The organism is Streptomyces venetus (assembly GCF_039540295.1).
Lineage (GTDB): Bacteria > Actinomycetota > Actinomycetes > Streptomycetales > Streptomycetaceae > Streptomyces > Streptomyces venetus.
This window is the reverse complement of sequence record NZ_BAABET010000003.1, coordinates 213117-230919: the sequence shown is the minus strand read 5'-3', so window position 1 is coordinate 230919 and position 17803 is coordinate 213117. Positions and strand designations below refer to the sequence as shown.

At 72.2% G+C, this 17803-nt stretch carries 12 protein-coding genes; 8 read left to right on the top strand and 4 right to left on the bottom strand.

Going from position 1 to position 17803, the window contains the following annotated elements; genetic code table 11:
• Window positions 1-21 precede the first annotated feature (21 nt).
• Window positions 22-858 (bottom strand): PhzF family phenazine biosynthesis protein, encoded by an 837-nt coding sequence (locus ABEA82_RS10790; RefSeq protein ID WP_345661172.1) that lies wholly within the window; start codon window positions 856-858, stop codon window positions 22-24.
• A gap of 336 nt (window positions 859-1194) precedes the next feature.
• Between ABEA82_RS10790 and ABEA82_RS10785 the strand changes: the two genes are divergently transcribed.
• The 4 genes from ABEA82_RS10785 to ABEA82_RS10770 all read left to right on the top strand — a co-directional run bounded on the left by ABEA82_RS10785 (window position 1195) and on the right by ABEA82_RS10770 (window position 5800).
• Window positions 1195-2487: an aspartate kinase gene (locus ABEA82_RS10785; RefSeq protein ID WP_345661171.1), complete on the top strand. Its 1293-nt coding sequence runs from the start codon at window positions 1195-1197 to the stop codon at window positions 2485-2487.
• Entirely contained in the window at window positions 2487-3572 is a 1086-nt protein-coding gene (locus ABEA82_RS10780) for an aspartate-semialdehyde dehydrogenase (protein ID WP_345661170.1), read from the top strand. Before ABEA82_RS10785 ends, ABEA82_RS10780 begins: the two co-directional genes overlap by 1 nt.
• A gap of 495 nt (window positions 3573-4067) precedes the next feature.
• The gene (locus ABEA82_RS10775; RefSeq protein WP_010032008.1) at window positions 4068-4643 is read left to right on the top strand and encodes a SigE family RNA polymerase sigma factor; all 576 of its coding nucleotides are present in this window, start codon (window positions 4068-4070) and stop codon (window positions 4641-4643) included.
• Between the two features lie 116 nt (window positions 4644-4759).
• Window positions 4760-5800 carry a hypothetical protein gene (locus tag ABEA82_RS10770; protein WP_345661169.1) on the top strand — a complete coding sequence of 347 codons (1041 nt, stop codon included), beginning with the start codon at window positions 4760-4762 and terminating at the stop codon, window positions 5798-5800.
• 36 nt (window positions 5801-5836) lie between these two features.
• Here ABEA82_RS10770 and ABEA82_RS10765 read toward each other — a convergent pair whose 3' ends face one another.
• On the bottom strand, window positions 5837-6625 hold the full coding sequence (locus ABEA82_RS10765; protein WP_345661168.1) for an SURF1 family protein: 789 nt from the start codon (window positions 6623-6625) through the stop codon (window positions 5837-5839).
• Window positions 6626-6812: 187 nt separating this feature from the next.
• Between ABEA82_RS10765 and ABEA82_RS10760 the strand changes: the two genes are divergently transcribed.
• On the top strand, window positions 6813-8681 hold the full coding sequence (locus tag ABEA82_RS10760; protein ID WP_345661167.1) for a S9 family peptidase: 1869 nt from the start codon (window positions 6813-6815) through the stop codon (window positions 8679-8681).
• A 269-nt stretch (window positions 8682-8950) separates the two neighbouring features.
• Here the strand turns inward: ABEA82_RS10760 and ABEA82_RS10755 are convergent, their stop codons facing one another.
• Window positions 8951-10843, bottom strand: a complete 1893-nt coding sequence (locus ABEA82_RS10755; protein ID WP_345661166.1) for a potassium channel family protein — start codon at window positions 10841-10843, stop codon at window positions 8951-8953.
• Between the two features lie 143 nt (window positions 10844-10986).
• On the opposite strand from ABEA82_RS10755, the gene ABEA82_RS10750 reads away from it, so the two are divergent.
• From ABEA82_RS10750 to ABEA82_RS10740, 3 genes are all read left to right on the top strand, one after another.
• Window positions 10987-12060 carry a permease gene (locus ABEA82_RS10750; RefSeq protein WP_345661165.1) on the top strand — a complete coding sequence of 358 codons (1074 nt, stop codon included), beginning with the start codon at window positions 10987-10989 and terminating at the stop codon, window positions 12058-12060.
• Complete coding sequence (locus ABEA82_RS10745; protein WP_345661164.1) at window positions 12057-12761, top strand: TIGR03943 family putative permease subunit; 705 nt, start codon at window positions 12057-12059, stop codon at window positions 12759-12761. Before ABEA82_RS10750 ends, ABEA82_RS10745 begins: the two co-directional genes overlap by 4 nt.
• An 80-nt stretch (window positions 12762-12841) precedes the next feature.
• Complete coding sequence (locus ABEA82_RS10740) at window positions 12842-13255, top strand: Pycsar system effector family protein (protein WP_345661163.1); 414 nt, start codon at window positions 12842-12844, stop codon at window positions 13253-13255.
• 20 nt (window positions 13256-13275) lie between these two features.
• Here the strand turns inward: ABEA82_RS10740 and ABEA82_RS10735 are convergent, their stop codons facing one another.
• Window positions 13276-17802 carry a caspase, EACC1-associated type gene (locus tag ABEA82_RS10735; protein ID WP_345661162.1) on the bottom strand — a complete coding sequence of 1509 codons (4527 nt, stop codon included), beginning with the start codon at window positions 17800-17802 and terminating at the stop codon, window positions 13276-13278.
• Between the last annotated feature and the right edge of the window lies 1 nt (window position 17803).

Genomic DNA, 17803 nt, shown 5'->3' with positions numbered 1-17803 from the left:
GACTGGAGTGTTGGGGGCCGCTCAGAGCCGCACGGCCGCGCCGGTCACGCCGATGCCCGACTCCGGCTCCGCCGGTACCGTCACCGTGATCGTGCTCGCGCGTCCCATGTCCACGCCCTGATGGATCGTGAGGGTGGTGGGAGGGGAGACGAGTCCGAGCTCGCGCAGGTAGCCGCCGAACGCGGCCGCCGCCGCCCCCGTCGCCGGATCCTCGACCACGCCGCCGGGCGGGAAGGGGTTGCGGGCGTGGAAGACGGTGGGGGACTCCCGCCGGACCAGGTCGATCGTGGTCCAGCCCCTGCGGGCCATGAGCGGGCCCAGTTCCGCCATGTCGTAGTCCAGGTCGGCCAGCCGCTCCCGGCTCGCGGCGGCGATGACCGGGTGCCAGGCCCCGGCGAAGGCCACCCGGGGCGGCAGCGCCGGGTCCAGGTCGTCGGCGGACCAGCCCAGGATCGTGAGCAGCCGCGCGAGGTCGGCCTCCTCGAGCGGGACCGTACGCGGGGCGACGCTCACCAGGGTCGCCACGAGGGTGCCGTCCGCCGCGCGGTCCGTGGTGACGGTGACCGGGCCGGCCTGGGTGTGCAGCAGCAGGCTCCCGGTGCCGTGCCGCTCCGCGTGGGCGACGGCCGTGGCGATCGTCGCGTGGCCGCAGAAGGAGACCTCGGCGAGGGGGCTGAAGTACCGCACGTCCAGGGAGCCGTCACCGGACTCCGTCACGAACGCCGTCTCCGAGTAGCCGACTTCGGCGGCCGCCGCCAGCATCGCCGCGTCGTCGGCTCCGGTGGCGTCGAGCACCACCCCCGCCGGGTTGCCGCCCTTGGGGTCCGTGCTGAACGCCACGTAGCGCGATATCTCCATGGCGCCGACCGTAGCGCGCACGGATTCCCCGCGTCCTGGGTTCGGCTTCCCCGCGTCCTGGGCTCGGCGGGGGGCATCGTCTTCCACCAGGAGTACGCGCACGGCCGCAGCTCAGTACTTGAAAGTTGAGTCACCGGGTTCGATCGTGTGCGATTGTGACGCCGGGCACTTTCTCGCGTGGCCTGTGCCCAGATGGGCATGAGCAGCTCTGGACGGGTGGCCCGGAAGTCTCACCATGCGATATCGCGGAGGGGTTTATCGGGCGCTCGCTAGACTGAGCCGACCGCAGTACGAAGGCGTATGAGCGGATAGATACGGATTGAGCGAGGAGCGCACGTGGGCCTTGTCGTGCAGAAGTACGGAGGCTCCTCCGTAGCCGATGCCGAGGGCATCAAGCGTGTCGCCAAGCGGATCGTGGAAGCGAAGCAGAACGGCAATCAGGTGGTTGCCGTGGTTTCCGCGATGGGCGACACGACGGACGAGCTGATCGATCTCGCAGAGCAGGTTTCCCCGATGCCTGCCGGGCGCGAGCTCGACATGCTGCTGACCGCCGGAGAGCGGATCTCCATGGCGTTGCTGGCCATGGCGATCAAAAAGCTGGGCCACGAGGCCCAGTCGTTCACCGGCAGCCAGGCAGGTGTCATCACCGACTCGGTCCACAACAAGGCCCGGATCATCGACGTCACGCCGGGCCGGATCAAGACCTCGGTGGACGAGGGCAACATCGCGATCGTCGCCGGTTTCCAGGGCGTCAGCCAGGACACCAAGGACATCACCACGCTCGGCCGCGGCGGCTCCGACACCACCGCGGTGGCCCTGGCCGCCGCCCTCGACGCCGACGTCTGCGAGATCTACACCGACGTCGACGGCGTGTTCACCGCCGACCCGCGCGTGGTGACCAAGGCCCGGAAGATCGACTGGATCTCCTTCGAGGACATGCTCGAACTGGCGGCATCCGGGTCGAAGGTGCTGCTCCACCGCTGTGTGGAGTACGCCCGCCGGTACAACATCCCGATCCACGTCCGGTCCAGCTTCAGCGGACTCCAGGGCACCTGGGTCAGCAGCGAGCCGATCGTCAAGAAGACGCAAGCGCAAGGGGAAAAGCAGGTGGAGCAGGCTCTCATCTCCGGTGTCGCGCACGACACCTCCGAGGCCAAGGTCACGGTCGTCGGCGTGCCGGACAAGCCGGGCGAGGCGGCCTCGATCTTCCGCACGATCGCCGACGCCGAGATCAACATCGACATGGTCGTGCAGAACGTGTCCGCGGCCTCCACGGGCCTGACGGACATCTCCTTCACGCTCCCGAAGACCGAGGGCCGCAAGGCCATCGACGCGCTGGAGAAGAACCGGGCCGGCATCGGCTTCGAGTCCCTGCGCTACGACGACCAGATCGGCAAGATCTCCCTGGTCGGCGCGGGTATGAAGACCAACCCGGGTGTGACGGCCGACTTCTTCACCGCCCTGTCCGACGCGGGTGTGAACATCGAGCTGATCTCGACCTCCGAGATCCGGATCTCGGTCGTCACGCGCGCCGACGACGTGCCCGAGGCCGTCCGCGCGGTGCACTCCGCGTTCGGGCTCGACTCCGACAGCGACGAGGCCGTCGTCTACGGAGGCACCGGCCGCTGATGGCCGACCTCCGACAGGACGCCCGGGCCGGACGGTCCGGGCGTCCGACGCTTGCCGTGGTGGGGGCGACCGGCGCCGTCGGCACGGTCATGCTCCGGATCCTGTCCCAGCGGGCGGACGTCTGGGGCGAGATCCGTCTGATCGCCTCCCCGCGCTCGGCCGGCCGCAAGCTCACCGTGCGCGGCGAGGAGACCGAGGTCGTGGCCCTCACCGAGGAGGCCTTCGACGGGGTCGACGTCGCCATGTTCGACGTCCCCGACGAGGTCGCCGAGCGGTGGGCGCCCCTGGCCGCCGCCAAGGGCGCGGTGGTGGTCGACAACTCCGGCACCTTCCGGATGGACCCGGACGTGCCGCTCGTCGTGCCCGAGGTCAACCCGCACGCCGTGCGGATGCGGCCGCGCGGGATCATCGCCAACCCGAGCTGCACGACGCTCTCCATGATCGTGGCCCTGGGCGCCCTGCACGCCGAGTACGGGCTGCGCGAGCTGGTGGTCTCCTCCTACCAGGCGGTCAGCGGCGCCGGCCGCGCGGGCGTGGACACGCTTCGCCGCCAGCTGTCCCTGGTCGCCGGCACGGAGCTGGGCACCAACCCCGGTGACGTACGGCGGGCCGTGGGGGACAGCACCGGGCCGTTCCCGGAGCCCGTCGCGCTGAACGTCGTGCCGTGGACCGGTACGGCCTGCGAGGACGGCTGGTCGTCGGAGGAGCTGAAGGTCCGCGACGAGTCCCGCAAGATCCTCGGGCTGCCCGGCCTGCCCGTGGCCGTCACCTGTGTCCGGGTGCCGGTCGTCACCACGCACTCGGTGACCGTGCACGCCCGCTTCGAGGGCGAGGTCACCGTCGGCAAGGCCCGCGAGATCCTCGCCACGGCGCCCGGTGTCGTGCTGTTCGACGACCCGGCCGCCGGGGAGTTCCCGACCCCCGCCGACGTGGTCGGCACCGACCCGACCTGGGTCGGACGGGTGCGGCGGGCGCTGGACGACCCCACGGCCCTGGAGCTCTTCGTGTGCGGGGACAACCTGCGCAAGGGGTCCGCCCTCAACACCGCGCAGATCGCCGAGGTGGTGGCGGCCGAGCTTTCGTGAGGTTCCGCCGCGCCGAAAAGTCCCGACCGGTGTCATAGGCGGTTTGTAGGATCTGTGTACGACATGTGAGCTGGTCGATGGTCCGGACCACTTGTCCCAGGCGCTTCCGCAGCAAAGAATTGCCTCCCCGCCCTCCGCAACCGTGCGGAGGGCGGGGAGCGTCTTTGCGGTCGCACTTCGGCCGTGAAAGCGCTTCATCAGGCGTGGGGACGCCTGGAACCGGGCGTGGGGACGTCCGTTCACATTTGGACATAGGGGAAGAGCGGGACGCATGAGGGCATTTGATGCACCATCGGATGTGCTGCCTGACGCGGGTAGACCGGCGACGGCGACGGTCGGCGTGAAAGTGACGCCCAACACGTACAACCCTCACGGGCGTAGGCGTGTCCAACAGGCGTGGCAGAGGTACTCGATTTCAGCGCGGCACGCGGCACGGTCCTGCGACCGCCCCGCCCGGCGGCATTCCGACCCCGCATGCCCGGTACGCCCGGTGGCATGCCGGTGATCGCGCCCGTGCCCGCAGCGCGGCCGGCCCGCATCCCGAACCAGCGTGACGGCGCCGAGGACGGTGTCGCGGCCGGTACGACCGTCGACCACCTCACCGAGACCTACCGGGCGCACTACCGCTCGCTGCTGGGTCTCGCCGCCCTCCTCCTCGACGACACCGCCTCCTGCGAGGACGTCGTCCAGGAGGCGTTCATCCGTGTCCACTCGGCCCGCAAGCGGGTCCGCGACCCCGAGAAGACCCTGGCGTACCTGCGTCAGACGGTCGTCAACCTCTCGCGGTCGGCGTTGCGCCGCCGCATCCTCGGCCTGAAGCTGCTGTCGAAGCCCATGCCCGACATGGCGAGTGCCGAGGAGGGCGCCTACGACCAGCTGGAGCGCGACTCCCTCATCAAGGCGATGAAGGGCCTCCAGCGCCGCCAGCGCGAGGTGCTCGTGCTGCGCTACTTCGCGGACATGACCGAGGCGCAGGTCGCCGAGACGCTCGGCATATCCCTGGGCTCGGTCAAGGCGTACGGCTCGCGCGGCATCGCGGCGCTCCGGCTGGCCATGGAGGCGCCGGCATGAGCGGCGGAGGCGGCGAGGGCCGGGACGGACCCGCCGGGCACGAGCCTGTCGAGCCGGACGCGCCGACGAGGCTGCACAGGCAAGATTCGAAGCAATCGCACGCTGGGAACGGAACTGTGAACCACGGCCCCGACGACCAGAGCCGCGCAGGGCTCGGCTCGGACGAGCTGGACCTGCGCACGATGTTGCAGCAGGCGGTACAGGACGTGGAGCCGCGCGACGGCACCCTCGACTATCTGCGCAAGGCGGTGCCGCAGCGGCGGACCCGCAAGCGGCAGGCCGTCGTCGGGATGGCCGCCGCCGCGCTGTTCATCGGCACCGCCGTCCCCGCCCTGGTGCACGTCTCCAACTCCACCGGCTCCGACGCCAACCCCTCGGTCGCCGGCCACGCCTCGGCGACCCAGGGCGGCGGCGCGAGCGAGGGCAAGGGCCCGGACGGCGGTGAGAGCACCTCGGGCGGCACCGGCGGCAAGACCGAGGGCAAGGAGAAGCCCGACAAGAAGGGCAAGGGCAAGGGCAAGGCCACCGGCGGCGCCTCCACCGGCGCGTCCCAGGGCGCCGACCCGTCCGCCACCATGGCCGCCGGTATCGCTGCGTGCACCGCGGCCCAGCTCGGCCCCGCCGCGGGCAGCGCCGCCGCCCCCGACTCCACCGGCGCGGTCTACGGCTCCTTCCGCGTCACCAACGTCTCCGCCGCGAGCTGCACGGTCCCCGGCCCCGGCTCGGTGAGCGCGCTGCCGCAGGGCGCGGCCGACCCCGGCAAGGTCGGCTCGGCCCGGCACGCGGCCGGGGACGCGGCGGCCGGCCTGCCCGACCCGTCCCTGGAGGCGGCCCAGCTGGTGCTCCAGCCGGGCGCCGCCTACGACGTGAAGTTCGCCTGGGTGCCCTCGGAGACCTGCCCCCCGCCCGGTGGCAGCGTCGGCGGCCCCGACCCCAGCCCCGAGCCCACGCCGTCGGCGGACACCGGCGACACGGGCGGCACCTCCACCGGCGGCGAGACGGGCACGGCGCCCCAGCTGGCCCGGGAGGACGGCACGGTCGACGGGAGCGTCGCGGTGACGTACACACCGGCGACCGGCTCGGGCGCGGCCTCGGTCACCGTGTCCAACGCGTGCGCGGGCACCGTGTACTGGACGGGCGTGCTGGCGGGCTCGTAGCGCGGGGGGCTCGGCCCCTTGCGCGCGGGTGCACGGTCAGACGGCCGGCGCCCGCTCCTGCTCCTCCTCCGGGACCAGACCCAGCTCCGCGTCCCGCGCGAACTCCACCTCGCGGCGCAGCAGCCGGAACCACATGAAGATCACGAAGCCGACGAAGGCGAACCACTCGGCGGTGTAACCGAGGTTCTGGAACGCCTTCAGATCCAGCCCGGTGTCCGGCGGGGCGCTCGCGGGCACGGCCTTCATGCCCGAGTCGCCCTTGGCGAGCGTGACCCACGCGTCGTACACGTCGTACGGCACCTGGTTGATCAGTGACGCGGCGCTGATCGCCGAGGTCTGCCCGGACGGCAGGCCGCCCTGTGCGCTGACGCCGTTGGATCCCGGGCTCTCCGAGGCCTGGAGCGCACCGGTTACGGTGACCTCACCGGAGGGCGGGGCGGGCGCCTTGTCCGCGTCGGCGGCACCGGGCAGCCAGCCGCGCACCACCGGCAGCGCCTCGCCGGAGTCGGTGCGCAGCAGCGTCAGGACGTAGAAGCCCCGCTTGTCGTCGAGCTCCCGGCCGGGCACCAGCAGCTGCTCGCCGTAGCGGCCGGTCGCGGTGACCTGCTTGCCGGACGTCGCCTTGGTCACCGGCAGGAGCTCGGCCAGCGGGCGAGGCGCCTCGTTGCGGGCCGCGGAGACCTGCTCGGTCGCGGTGCGGTGATCCTGCACACGGTCCTCGAACCGGCCCAGCTGCCAGGACCCCATGAAGATGCAGAAGGGGATGGACAACAGTACGAAGACGTTGATCCCCCACCATCGGGGCGTCAGCAGAAACCGGTACACACCCATACGGTACGGGGCTGTCCGAAGGGCCCGGCCCGCGGGGTGGGCCCGCCCGGCGGAGTCGGCCGCCGCTCGGTACGCGCTTTCGGTCCACTCCGGCCGGCCGGAAAGGCGGGACCGGTAGAGGTTTTCCACAGGCTGGGGACCTCGCCAGCGCGTTGTCGGTCAGGGCGTGCACTATGGGGCCATGACTGAGAGCAACGGGTCCGACGCGCGGCATCAGCGGGACCAGCAGGAGCACGTGGTACAGGCGGGACAGCAGGAGCGGATGCCGGACTGGGAGAAGCGCTTTCGGGCGCCTCGGGTGTCCCTGCCCGACTGGGCGGAGGACGCCCCGGACCGCTCCCTGTTCGTGTCGAACGCGACGGGGACGTACGAGCTGTACGCCTGGGACCGGTCGACGGGTGAGCAGCGCCAGGTGACGGACCGGCCGAACGGCACGACGGACGGGGTGCTGTCCCCGGACGGCGCGTGGATCTGGTGGTTCGACGACAAGGACGGCGACGAGTTCGGCGTCTGGCGCCGCCAGCCCTTCACGGGCGGCGAGGACGAGCTCGCCGCCGAGGGGCTGGACGCCTCCTACCCCGCGGGCCTCGCCCTCGGCCGCGACGGGCGCACGGCGGTGGTGGGCCGCTCGACGGACGAGGACGGCACGACGATCCACCTCGTCCGCACCGGCCAGGCCCCGGTGGAGATCTACCGCCACCGCGAGTCGGCCGGCGTCGGCGACCTCTCCCACGACGGCTCGCTCATCGCCGTCGAGCACACCGAGCACGGCGACGCGATGCACTCGGCCCTGCGGGTCCTGCGCCCCGACGGCACCCCGGTCGCCGACCTCGACGACACCGAGGGCGGTACCCGCGAGCTCGGTCTGGAGGTCCTCGGCTTCGCCCCCGTCGACGGTGACACCCGCCTCCTCATCGGCCACCAGCGCCGGGGCCGCTGGGAGCCGCTCGTCTGGGACGTCGTCTCCGGCGAGGAGACGGACCTGGCGCTGGAGCTGCCCGGTGACGTCAGCGCCGAGTGGTACCCGGACGGCACCGGTCTGCTCATCGCGCACAGCTTCGAGGCCCGCAGCGAGCTGTTCCGCTACGACCTGGCGAGCCGCGCGCTGACCGAGATCCCGACCCCGCCCGGCACGGTGTCCGGCGCGACGGCCCGGCCCGACGGCAGCGTGGAGTACCTGTGGTCCTCCTCCGCCGAACCGTCCGCGGTCCGCTCCACGGCGGGCGGCGTCGTCCTCGACCCGCCCGGCATGAAGTCGCCCGGGTCGGTGCCGGTGCAGGACGTGTGGGTGGAGGGCCCTGGCGGCCGCATCCACGCCCTGGTCCAGAAGCCTGCGGACGCCACCGGTCCGCTCCCCACGGTCTTCGACATCCACGGCGGCCCGACCTGGCACGACAGCGACTCCTTCGCGGCGGGCCCGGCGGCCTGGGTCGACCACGGATACGCGGTGGTCCGGGTCAACTACCGCGGCTCGACCGGCTACGGCCGTGCCTGGACGGACGCCCTGAAGCACCGGGTGGGCCTGATCGAACTGGAGGACATCGCCGCGGTCCGCGAATGGGCGGTCACCTCCGGTCTCGCCGACCCCGACCGTCTCGTCCTCACCGGCGGTTCCTGGGGCGGGTACCTCACCCTCCTCGGCCTCGGCGTCCAGCCCGACGCGTGGACCCTGGGTATCGCGGCGGTGCCCGTCGCCGACTACGTGACGGCGTACCACGACGAGATGGAAGCGCTGAAGGCGATGGACCGCACGCTCCTCGGCGGCACCCCCGAGGAGGTCCCCGACCGCTTCGAGGCGTCGTCCCCCCTCACCTACGTCGACCAGGTCACGGCCCCGGTCTACATCTCGGCCGGCGTCAACGACCCCCGCTGCCCCATCCGCCAGATCGAGAACTACGTCAAACGCCTGGAGGCGAGGGGAGCGGTGCACGAGGTGTACCGCTACGACGCCGGGCACGGGTCGCTGGTGGTGGACGAGCGGATCAAGCAGGTGCGGCTGGAACTGGAGTTCGCGGAGAGGCACCTTAAGGGGCGGGCGAGCGCCCAGTAGCCCGGGGGGGGCGGGGGCAGTGTCAAGCTGCGGGCAGTCGTGCCGCTGGGGCGGCACGGGTGGGCGCAGCGGCACCCCGTAGCGCCGGGTTGCGCGAACGCCCCGCCCCCAGCACCGCCGCCGGGCACCTGGCAACGCCGAGCCGCGCAGCGAACCGGCGTCACGCCCCGGCCGGCGGCGGCACCCCGTAGCGCCGGGTTGCGCGAACGCCCCGCCCCCAGCACCGCCGCCGGGCACCTGGCAACGCCGAGCCGCGCAGCGAACCGGCGTCACGCCCCGGCCGGCTCCCTCCGCCTCCGCCCCAGCAACTCCGCGAGCCCCCGCCGAGTCGCCGCCAGCACCACCCGATCCTCAGGCCCCAGCACATACGTAGAAGGCAGATCCCACACCAGCCCCGAGGCCGGCGCACTGTCCTCCTCCGCACTCTCGACGTCCCCCCGCCGCCCCCCGGCAGGCGCCGTATTGAGCGCCAGCACCCGCCACGCCCCGGCCCGAAACGCCTCCCCCACCGTCCGCCCCTCCAACTGCGGATGCCCGGCCACATCCACCTCCGCGAACAGCAACACCCGCCGCTCCACCGGAATCGCCCCCAGGATCTGCCGCCCCATCATCGCCCCGGCGAACGCGGGCGCCGCCAGATGCGACACACTCCGGCTCCGCGTCAGGGCGAACGGATGCGCGGCCCGCAGGGTCCGGTACACCGCCGTCGCGAAGTCGTCGTCGTACAGCCGCAGCACGACCCGCAGATCGGGCCGCACGGACCGGGCGTAGAGCGAGGCCTCCAGATTCGTCGTGTCCGCACTGGTCAACGCCAGCAGCGCATGGGCCCGATGGATCTTCGCGGCCTCCAGCACCCCTTCCTGCGTGACGTCCCCGAGCACCACCGGCACCCGCAGCCGCCGCGCCGTGGCCATGCCCCGGGCCTCCGGATCGGACTCGACGCACACCACCGGGATGTGCAGCTCGCGCAGCCGCGTCAGCACCCGCGTCCCGATCTTGCCGAGCCCGAGCAGCACCACGTGCCCCCCGAGCCCCCGCGGCGGCTTCCGCAGCGTGGACGCGCTGCGGAACGTGCCCAGCGCCTCCAGCACCGCGGCCAGCAGCACCGGCAGCAGCAGCAACCCGACCAGCCCCGAAAGCAGTTGAAGCACCTGCTCACCGGTCGACTCGTGGAACGCGGGATCGTTGATGCCGAACAGATCGAGCAGGGTGACGTACGTGGCGTACAGCGGATGCTCATCGGTGACGAACATCAACGCGACGGCGAGCGCCAGCACACACCCCACCAGCCCCGCCAGCGACCACCGCAGCCGGCGCGAGAACAACGAGGCGAACGGCGGCACACCGCCCCGCCCGGCGGGCAGGGACGGCCCCGAGTACGCCACCTGCTCCAGGACCACCGTCCCGCGCCCGGTCGCCGATGCCACCGCCATCTCGTCCGGCAGCAGTTGCGGCCCGTGCTCCCCGCTGCCCTCGGAACCGTCCGCTCCCGCCGGGTCGTTGCTCGTCGTGGACAGCAGCGCCAGGGTGCACAGCCCCGGGTCGGCCACCTCGCCCGGCCGCGGCGGCTGCCGTTCCACGGCCCGCAGCACGAGCCCTTCGGTCTGCACGACCTTGCTGGTCCCGACGAGGGCCGTGGCGGCCAGCGCGGGCGCGGCCGTGTCGGCGTCGGACAGCACGGTCGTCGACGCGTCGAGCCCCGGACCCGGTCCCGTTCCGGAGGCCACCGCCGCCGTCTGGTCGAGCAGTTCCTCGATGTGCTGCCCCAACCGCCGGTTGTAGAGCCGCAGGACGAGCCGCACGCTGGGGTTGAGGCGGCGGGCGGTGAGGGCGGCGCGGATGTTGGTCTCGTCGTCGTCGTACACGAGCGCCAGTGCCGCGGCCCGGTCGGCACCCACCTCGGTGAGCACGGCCTCGGTGACCTCGCCCGCCTCCACGACCTGCTCGTTCGCGACCGGTTCGGCGCCGCCCGTGCCCGCCCGGTTGACGGCCGCGCTGACCCGGTCCAACAGGGCCGCCGAGGCGGCACGGGCCCGTCCGACCACCGGCTGACGTACCCGGCGTCCCGAGGGCGGCACGACGAGCGTGACCTGTTCGCCGTAGACACCTCGGAGTTCGGCGGCCAGCCGGTGCGCGAGCCCGTCGTCACCGCACACGATCATGTGCGTGGCCGGATCACCTGGCTGACCTTGGTTCGGAACGCTCCCCACAAGGGAGAAGACTGCCTCACCGGGACGACTGGTTCCAGAAGGGAACAGCGGGGGCTGAACGCCCGCCGTGCCCCGCCCGTATGGAAGGGGAGGCAATGCCCGTGCGCACGACCGGAGGTACCGGGCCGGTGGCCACCACGAAACCCGCCCCACAGGATACCGACGAGAAGGACGAGAAGCAGGTCTCTGAGCTCGCACCGGACAACGGCCCGGAAGACGCCCGCCGCTTCAACCCGGCCCTCCTGCTCACCCTCCTCCTGCTCACGGCCGTGATGCTCCAGGACACCATCCGCGGCGCCCTGTCCGCACCGGTGATGCAGAGCTGGATGACGGTGTTCGTCGCGGTCATGGTGCAGGCGCTGCCGTTCCTGGTGCTCGGCGTGCTGCTGTCGGCGGCGATCGCGGTGTTCGTACCGCCGTCCTTCTTCGCCAGGGCCCTGCCGAAGCACCCGGCCCTCGCGGTCCCGGTCGCGGGCGCCGCGGGCGCGGTCCTGCCGGGCTGCGAGTGCGCCTCGGTGCCGGTCGCCGGAGCCCTGGTCCGCCGAGGGGTCACCCCCGCCGCGGCCCTGGCCTTCCTCCTCTCCGCCCCGGCCATCAACCCGATCGTGCTGACGGCGACGGCCGTGGCCTTCCCCGGCAACCCGGAGATGGTCCTGGCCCGTTTCGTCGCGAGCCTGCTGGTGGCCTGCGCGATGGGCTGGCTCTGGCACCGCGTCGGCCGCACGGACTGGCTGCGGCCCCCGGCCAGGTCGTCGTACGAGGGCCAGAGCAGGGGGGCCGCGTTCTGGGGCTCGGTGCGGCACGACGTGATGCACGCGGGCGGATTCCTGGTGGTCGGAGCGATGGCCGCGGCCACACTGAAGGCGGTCGTACCGGAGGAGTGGCTGCAAGCGGCAGCGGGCAACCCGCTGTTCTCGGTCCTGGCCCTCGCGGCGCTCGCCGTCCTGCTGTCCATCTGCTCGGAGGCGGACGCCTTCGTGGCGGCGTCCCTCACCCAGTTCTCGCTGACGGCCCGTCTGACGTTCCTGGTCGTGGGCCCGATGATCGACCTGAAGCTCTTCGCGATGCAGGCGGGCACCTTCGGCCGCGCCTTCGCCCTGCGCTTCGCCCCCGCGACCTTCGCCCTGGCCGTCGTCGTGTCGGCCCTGACCGGAACGGTCCTGCTGTGAACCGCCTCGCCCAGTCGGCCCTCCTGTTCCTGCTCGGCGCGACCCTGCTGCACGCCGGCACCACCGACCTCTACCTGCGCTACGTCAAGTCGGGCCTGCGCCCGCTGGTGCTGCTCGCGGGCGTGGTCCTCCTCGCGACGGCGGCGGCGACGCTCTGGTACGACCGCCGCGGCGCCCCTGGGCATGAGCACCACGAACCCCGCATCTCCTGGCTCCTCGCCCTCCCCGTCCTGGCCCTCATCCTGGTCGCACCCCCGGCCCTCGGCTCCTACAGCGCCTCCCACACGGGCACGGCCCTCACGAAACCCTTCGGCTTCCCTGACCTCCCCGCGGGCGATGCCCCCCTCCGCCTCGGCGTGGCCGACTACGCGGGCCGGGCGGTCTACGACGACGGCCGCTCCCTCCACGACCGCGAGCTGAAGATCACCGGCTTCGTCACGCTGGACCGCGCCGGCGCCCCCTACCTGGTCCGCATGGGCCTCAACTGCTGCGCCGCGGACGCCCAGCCGGTCAAGATAGCCCTGACCGGTGACGTCCCCCCGGTCCTCGCCCCGGACACCTGGCTGGAGATCACCGGCCGCTACACGCCCCGCCGGACCAAGGACCCGGTCAACGACGGCCCGATCCCCTACGTCGAGGTGACCCGAGCCCGCCCCGTCCCCACACCGCACGACCCGTACGACGAGACGTGGAACACGTGACACCCGGCGTGGCCCGGCCCCTTCTGGGTACCCGGAAAAGCCGCTGACCAGCGGATGATCAGTGAGGGGGAGGGGAACCCATGACCACACTCGAAGGCGAGCGCACGACGGCGGAGGCGACGAACCGGGAGCTCCTGACCGAGGCCCGCGAGGAACTCGCGAAGGCCGACAGCCGCGCCGGACTGACCCTGGCCGTCCTTGGCGCGGCCCTGACCGCACTGCTCGGCGCGATCACCGTCGGCGTCATCACGCCCGCCCAGTACGCCGCGATCCCCCAGCTCCTCGTCTGGACCGGCTGCGCGGCCTGCGCCCCGTCCCTCGTCCTCCTGAGCCTGGCCGCGAGGCCCCGCCCGGGCACCGGCGACCAGGCCCGCCCGGAGATCCTGTCCCGCGCGGCCTGGCTCAAGTACCGCTGCATCCGCCACGCGATGGCCTGGGGAGCGGCCTTCCTCGCGCTCACCCTTGCGGGGACGCTGGCCGGGCTGCTGACCTAGCGGCCGTTCCCGACGAGCGGTCAGCCGCAGGACGGGCGATGCGCGAGGTGCGGAAAGAGTGCCTTCCACTGCTTCTTGCCGAGGCTCAGCGGGTTGGTGCGGCACAGCCGGTCGTAGACCTTGTCCGTGTCGCGGTCGAGCAGGTAGGTGTGATCCGGTGAGGAGGGGGCTTCAGCCCCTGGCTTGGGCTGCACGAGGACGAACCGGCTGTTCCCCGGCAGGTGGTGGATTGCTCTGACCCCTTCCAGGGTGGCGACCGCCGGGGTGCGCCAGCTGCCGTCCGGGGCGACCTCCCAGATGCGGTACGGAGTGCCGGTCACCACGCGTTTCCCGTCCGGCGCGAGCTCGATGGACGTGATCTGCCGGTCGAACCGCATCGTGTGCACGAGCGGGTACTTCGGATCCTTGAGGCTCCGGATCTGCACCGTGCCGTCTGTGAGCGTGGTCGCCAGCAACCCTTCGCCGACCGGCGTGTAGCCACCGGACGCGGCAGGAAGCTCTCCGGTCTTCCTGGGCTTCCTGATGTTCGTCAGGTCCCACACCGTCGCGCCCTGGCCGGGATCGTCCGCGACGAACATCCGGATCGAAGGCATGTAGAGCGCATTGCGGGAGGCAACGCCTTTGAGCTTGTACCGCACTGTGTAGGGCTGCGCGGGATCGGTGACGTCCCAGAGACGCAGATCCGTGTAGCCGCCGAACTCGTCGGTCTCGGGGGCCGCCAGGGCGCGAGGTCCCAGGAAGAGGAAGCTCCGCGAGCCGGCCGGCGTCACGTTGATCACGGCACGGCGTACCGGCCGGCTCACGTCCCGGAGGTCCCAGATCTCCGCCTTCGCCCCCTTGTACGAGCCGATCACCAGGAGCTTGCCGTCGGGTGACACAGCGGTCCTGATGTCCGAGGCGGTCACCGAGATCTCGCCGCGGGCCACCGGGGGGCCATCACCGCCGAAGTCCCACACACGTAACGTGTGTTCTTCGGCGTCCTCGGCCCGGTACGCCAGCACCATCGGCTTGTGCCTGCCCGGCAGGAAGTATCTCGCCTGCCACTGCCGGGGCACGGTGAAGCGCAGTCGCGGGCGGGTTCCCCTCTCGGTGTCAGCCGAGCCGAGGTCCCAGACGTGGGCGACCGTGCCCCAGGGGCCGGGCGCGATCTCCTGGGTGAGGACCAGTCTGCCGTCGTCGCTCATCGGCCTCGTGCCCGGATCCCCGCCGCTGACCCTGCCACGGAGCGCGAGGGCGGGCGCCTGTTCGGGCCACAGGCGCACGTTTCCTGCCGCGTCGCCCACCGCCAGGTGGGTTCCGGCCGGGTTGTACGCCACCGACTGGGCCCGTTCTCCGCTCGGCGCGATGTCCCGCTCGTTGGTGCTCGCGAGCAGCTCCCGATCGTCCGACTCGGGTACGTCCCGGATCCTGGCGCCCCTGTAGGCCTCGCTGTTGTCCGCGGCGGCGAGTCTCGTGCCGTCCGGGCGGAAGGCCAGCGACGGCAGACCGTCGCCGTATCCCCAGGCGTTCTCGAACGGGTCCTCAGGGGCGATGCGGACCAGTCGTCGGCTCCGCTCGACCCTCCACCAGACCATCTGATTCTTCCCGCCGGTCGCCACCACAAGGTCCCGCCCGGGATGGAACGCGACGGCCATCACCGTCTTGGCCGTGGCAGTGGCCCGCAGGACGGGCTTCGCCGGATCACGCACGTCCCACAGCCGCACCTCGGCGGGCCGCTTCCCGCGCACCCCGTTCCCCGTGGCCAGGAGCCGCCCGTCGTGGCTGAACGACACCGACATGATGTCGGGTCGGGCGACCGCCCGGTCGCTCACCAGCAGCGGCCGGGACGGTTCGGCCACGTCCCACAGCCGCAGCCTGCCCTCCTCGCTCCCGGCGGCGAGCGTCCGGCCGTCGGGGCTGAAAGCCAGCGTGAACGACTGTGTCTCGGGCAGTGACTGCTCCACGAGCCGCTTCGGCTTCCCGGGATCGGCCAGGTCCCACAGGGTCAAGGCGCTGTTGCTCAGCGCGGCGAACAGCCGGGAGCGCGGGTGGAAGGCGATCGGAGCGGCGCCGTCGAGGTCGATCGCGGAGGCTTTGCGCGGCACGTTCACACGGGAGACGTCCCACAGCCGGACATGCCCCTTTCTCTGGCTGGTGGCCAGCACCTTGCCGTCAGCGCTGAAGGCGACCTGCACCACCGGCTGGCGGCTGTCCCCCCGCAGATCCACCTGAGCCGGCGTGAGCGAGGACGCGTAGAGGCTGGAGCGTGTCTCGCTAGTCTCGGCGGTCCGGTACGCCGCGAGACTGACCTGGAGCGCGGCTTGCGGATCATGTTCGCGCAGGATGTCGGCCTGGGCGGCCAGCTGGTTCGCGATCAGTGTCGTTTCCCGTGCCTCGGCGTCGCGTTGGGCCTCGCGGGCCACGACGGCAAGGGTGCCGGCCAGCACGGCGAGCACGGCCACGACGGCGACGATGATGGTGCGCAGTTTCCTGGTGCGGCGCTCCGCCCGGCTGCTCGCCAGCAGGAAGTCCCGCTCCACCGGACGCAGCGACGATCCCGACATGGGGTGCGGCTCACCGGCGTTGAGGAGCGATCGCGCAGTCGCCAGTTGGTCTCCGCTGTACAGACCGCTGTTCTGCCGGCCAGCCTCGTGCCAGCTGTCCGCCGCTTCCCCCACGCGGCGGCGCACCAGCAGTTCGACCCGGTCGTCCCTGATCCAGGCGCGCAGCCGCGGCCACCCGTCCAGCAGCGAGTCGTGGCACAGTTGCGCCTCGCCCTGGTCGACGACGACCAGCCGGGCCTCGACCAGCCGGTCGAGGAGATCCTCGGCACCGTCCGGGGCCTGCGCCGGGATGCGGCGTCGTACCGCACGGCCGTCCGCGTCGACCAGCGTCACCATGTGCAGGAGCAGCTCCCGCAGACGCGCCCGGTCCGGGGCGCCCAGTGCGTCATGGACCTCGTCCGCGACCCGTGCCACCGAGCGGCGGATCCCGCCCGACGTCTCGTAACCGGCGAATGTGAGCAGCGTGCCGCGGCGCCTTGCCCAGGTCTGCTGGAGCGCGTGGGCCATGAAGGGCAGGGCGACGGCATCGCCTTCGCCGAACGCTTCCCGGCGCAGATCGCGCAGGAGGTGGTCGGCGAGACCGTCTTCCAGGCGCAGTCCCGCATGCCTGGCGGGCTCCTCGATGGCGCGGCGCAGCTCGTCGTCCGACATCGCCGGGACGGTGAACTGCCCGGCGCGGACGATCCGGGCGAGCCGCGCGTCTCCCAGGCACTGGCCGTAGAAGTCCGCCCGCAGGCTCAGCACGATGCGCGGCGCCGCCTGCGGATCCCCACCGCACACCGCCCGGACGAACAGGTCGCGTTCCTCCGCGTCCTGGCAGTCGGTGAAGATCTCCTCCAGCTGGTCGACCACGAGGTAGCCCGGCCCCTCACCCGGGAACCGCCCGTGGCCCAGCTCTCGATCGACCTCGGCGAACGACTTGCCGACGGCCCGCGACCAGTGCTCGACGAGGGTGCGGAACGGCCGTGCGCCCGGCCCGGGAACCAGCAGCACCCGGCCGGACCCCCCGTCCTCGAGCCCGGCCACGAGTCCGGCTCTCAGCAGCGAGGACTTTCCGGCTCCCGAAGCGCCCACGAGCACGACGGGGCCCCGGTCCGCGTCCCCGGTCACCCGGTCCGTCAGATTGCGGGTCAGCTTCTCGCGCCCGAAGTACAGGTGCCGCTGCTCGGGCAGGAACGGCCGCATGCCGGGGTACGGACACGGGCCGTCGGCCGGGGCTTCCCGATCCCGCTCCTCTTCCTCCTCTTCCTGTGCCGGAGCCGGGTACGCGAGGTTGGGCGCGACGACCAGGTCGCCGGCACGGCCGAAACCGTCGGCGTGCGGGCGCGCGGTGCCGCTCTGGAAGCGCCGGTCGAGGATCCGGTAGAGGTCGATGAGCGTGAACCACTTGGGGCCGCCCGGGTCGCCCTTGCGCAGCAGTCGGAGCAGCTCGCCGCTGAAGAGCGTGTGGTCGTCGCCGACCGGGGCGAACGAGGCGGCGTAGTGCGTCGCCGAGGCGAGGAGGAAGCTGCCGTCCGGGCGCGCTGAGGAGTACGGACCGCTGTGCGCATCGCTCGGTACCGCCGCGCGGCCGGAGAAGCAGCAGTCCAGGATCACCACGGTGCGTGCGGGAGCATCGCTCAGCAGGTTCCTGATCTCGGCGTACGGCACGGCCGTGACGGTGTCGTCGGCCGAGGCGGTGCTCGCTGTGGCCAGATACAGCTGCTGACGGGGGCCGAGCAAGCCGTGGCCGACGAAGTAGAAGAGGACGGCACCCCCGTCCGACCGGTCGATGGCGGCCCGCACAGCCGTCAGGACGTCGGTGGCACTGTCCGGGTTGATGACCTCGGTGACGCGTCCGTCCATGCCACAGTTCTCGCGCAGAGCCCGGGCGATGGCACGGGCCGAGTCCGCGGCGCTGGGCAGGTCCGCGAGCAGTTTGGTGTCGCCCGCGCGCTGTCGGCCCGTACCGACCACGACCGCGTGGCAGTCCGGTCCTGCCAGATCCCCCGATGGCTCCGGCACG

Coding starts and splice junctions, on each gene's coding strand:
- ABEA82_RS10790 (WP_345661172.1), bottom strand. CDS start 858: ATGGAGATATCGCGCTACGTGGCGTTCAGCACGGACCCCAAGGGCGGC.
- ABEA82_RS10780 (WP_345661170.1), top strand. CDS start 2,487: ATGGCCGACCTCCGACAGGACGCCCGGGCCGGACGGTCCGGGCGTCCG.
- ABEA82_RS10775 (WP_010032008.1), top strand. CDS start 4,068: ATGCCGGTGATCGCGCCCGTGCCCGCAGCGCGGCCGGCCCGCATCCCG.
- ABEA82_RS10760 (WP_345661167.1), top strand. CDS start 6,813: ATGACTGAGAGCAACGGGTCCGACGCGCGGCATCAGCGGGACCAGCAG.
- ABEA82_RS10755 (WP_345661166.1), bottom strand. CDS start 10,843: ATGATCGTGTGCGGTGACGACGGGCTCGCGCACCGGCTGGCCGCCGAA.
- ABEA82_RS10750 (WP_345661165.1), top strand. CDS start 10,987: ATGCCCGTGCGCACGACCGGAGGTACCGGGCCGGTGGCCACCACGAAA.
- ABEA82_RS10740 (WP_345661163.1), top strand. CDS start 12,842: ATGACCACACTCGAAGGCGAGCGCACGACGGCGGAGGCGACGAACCGG.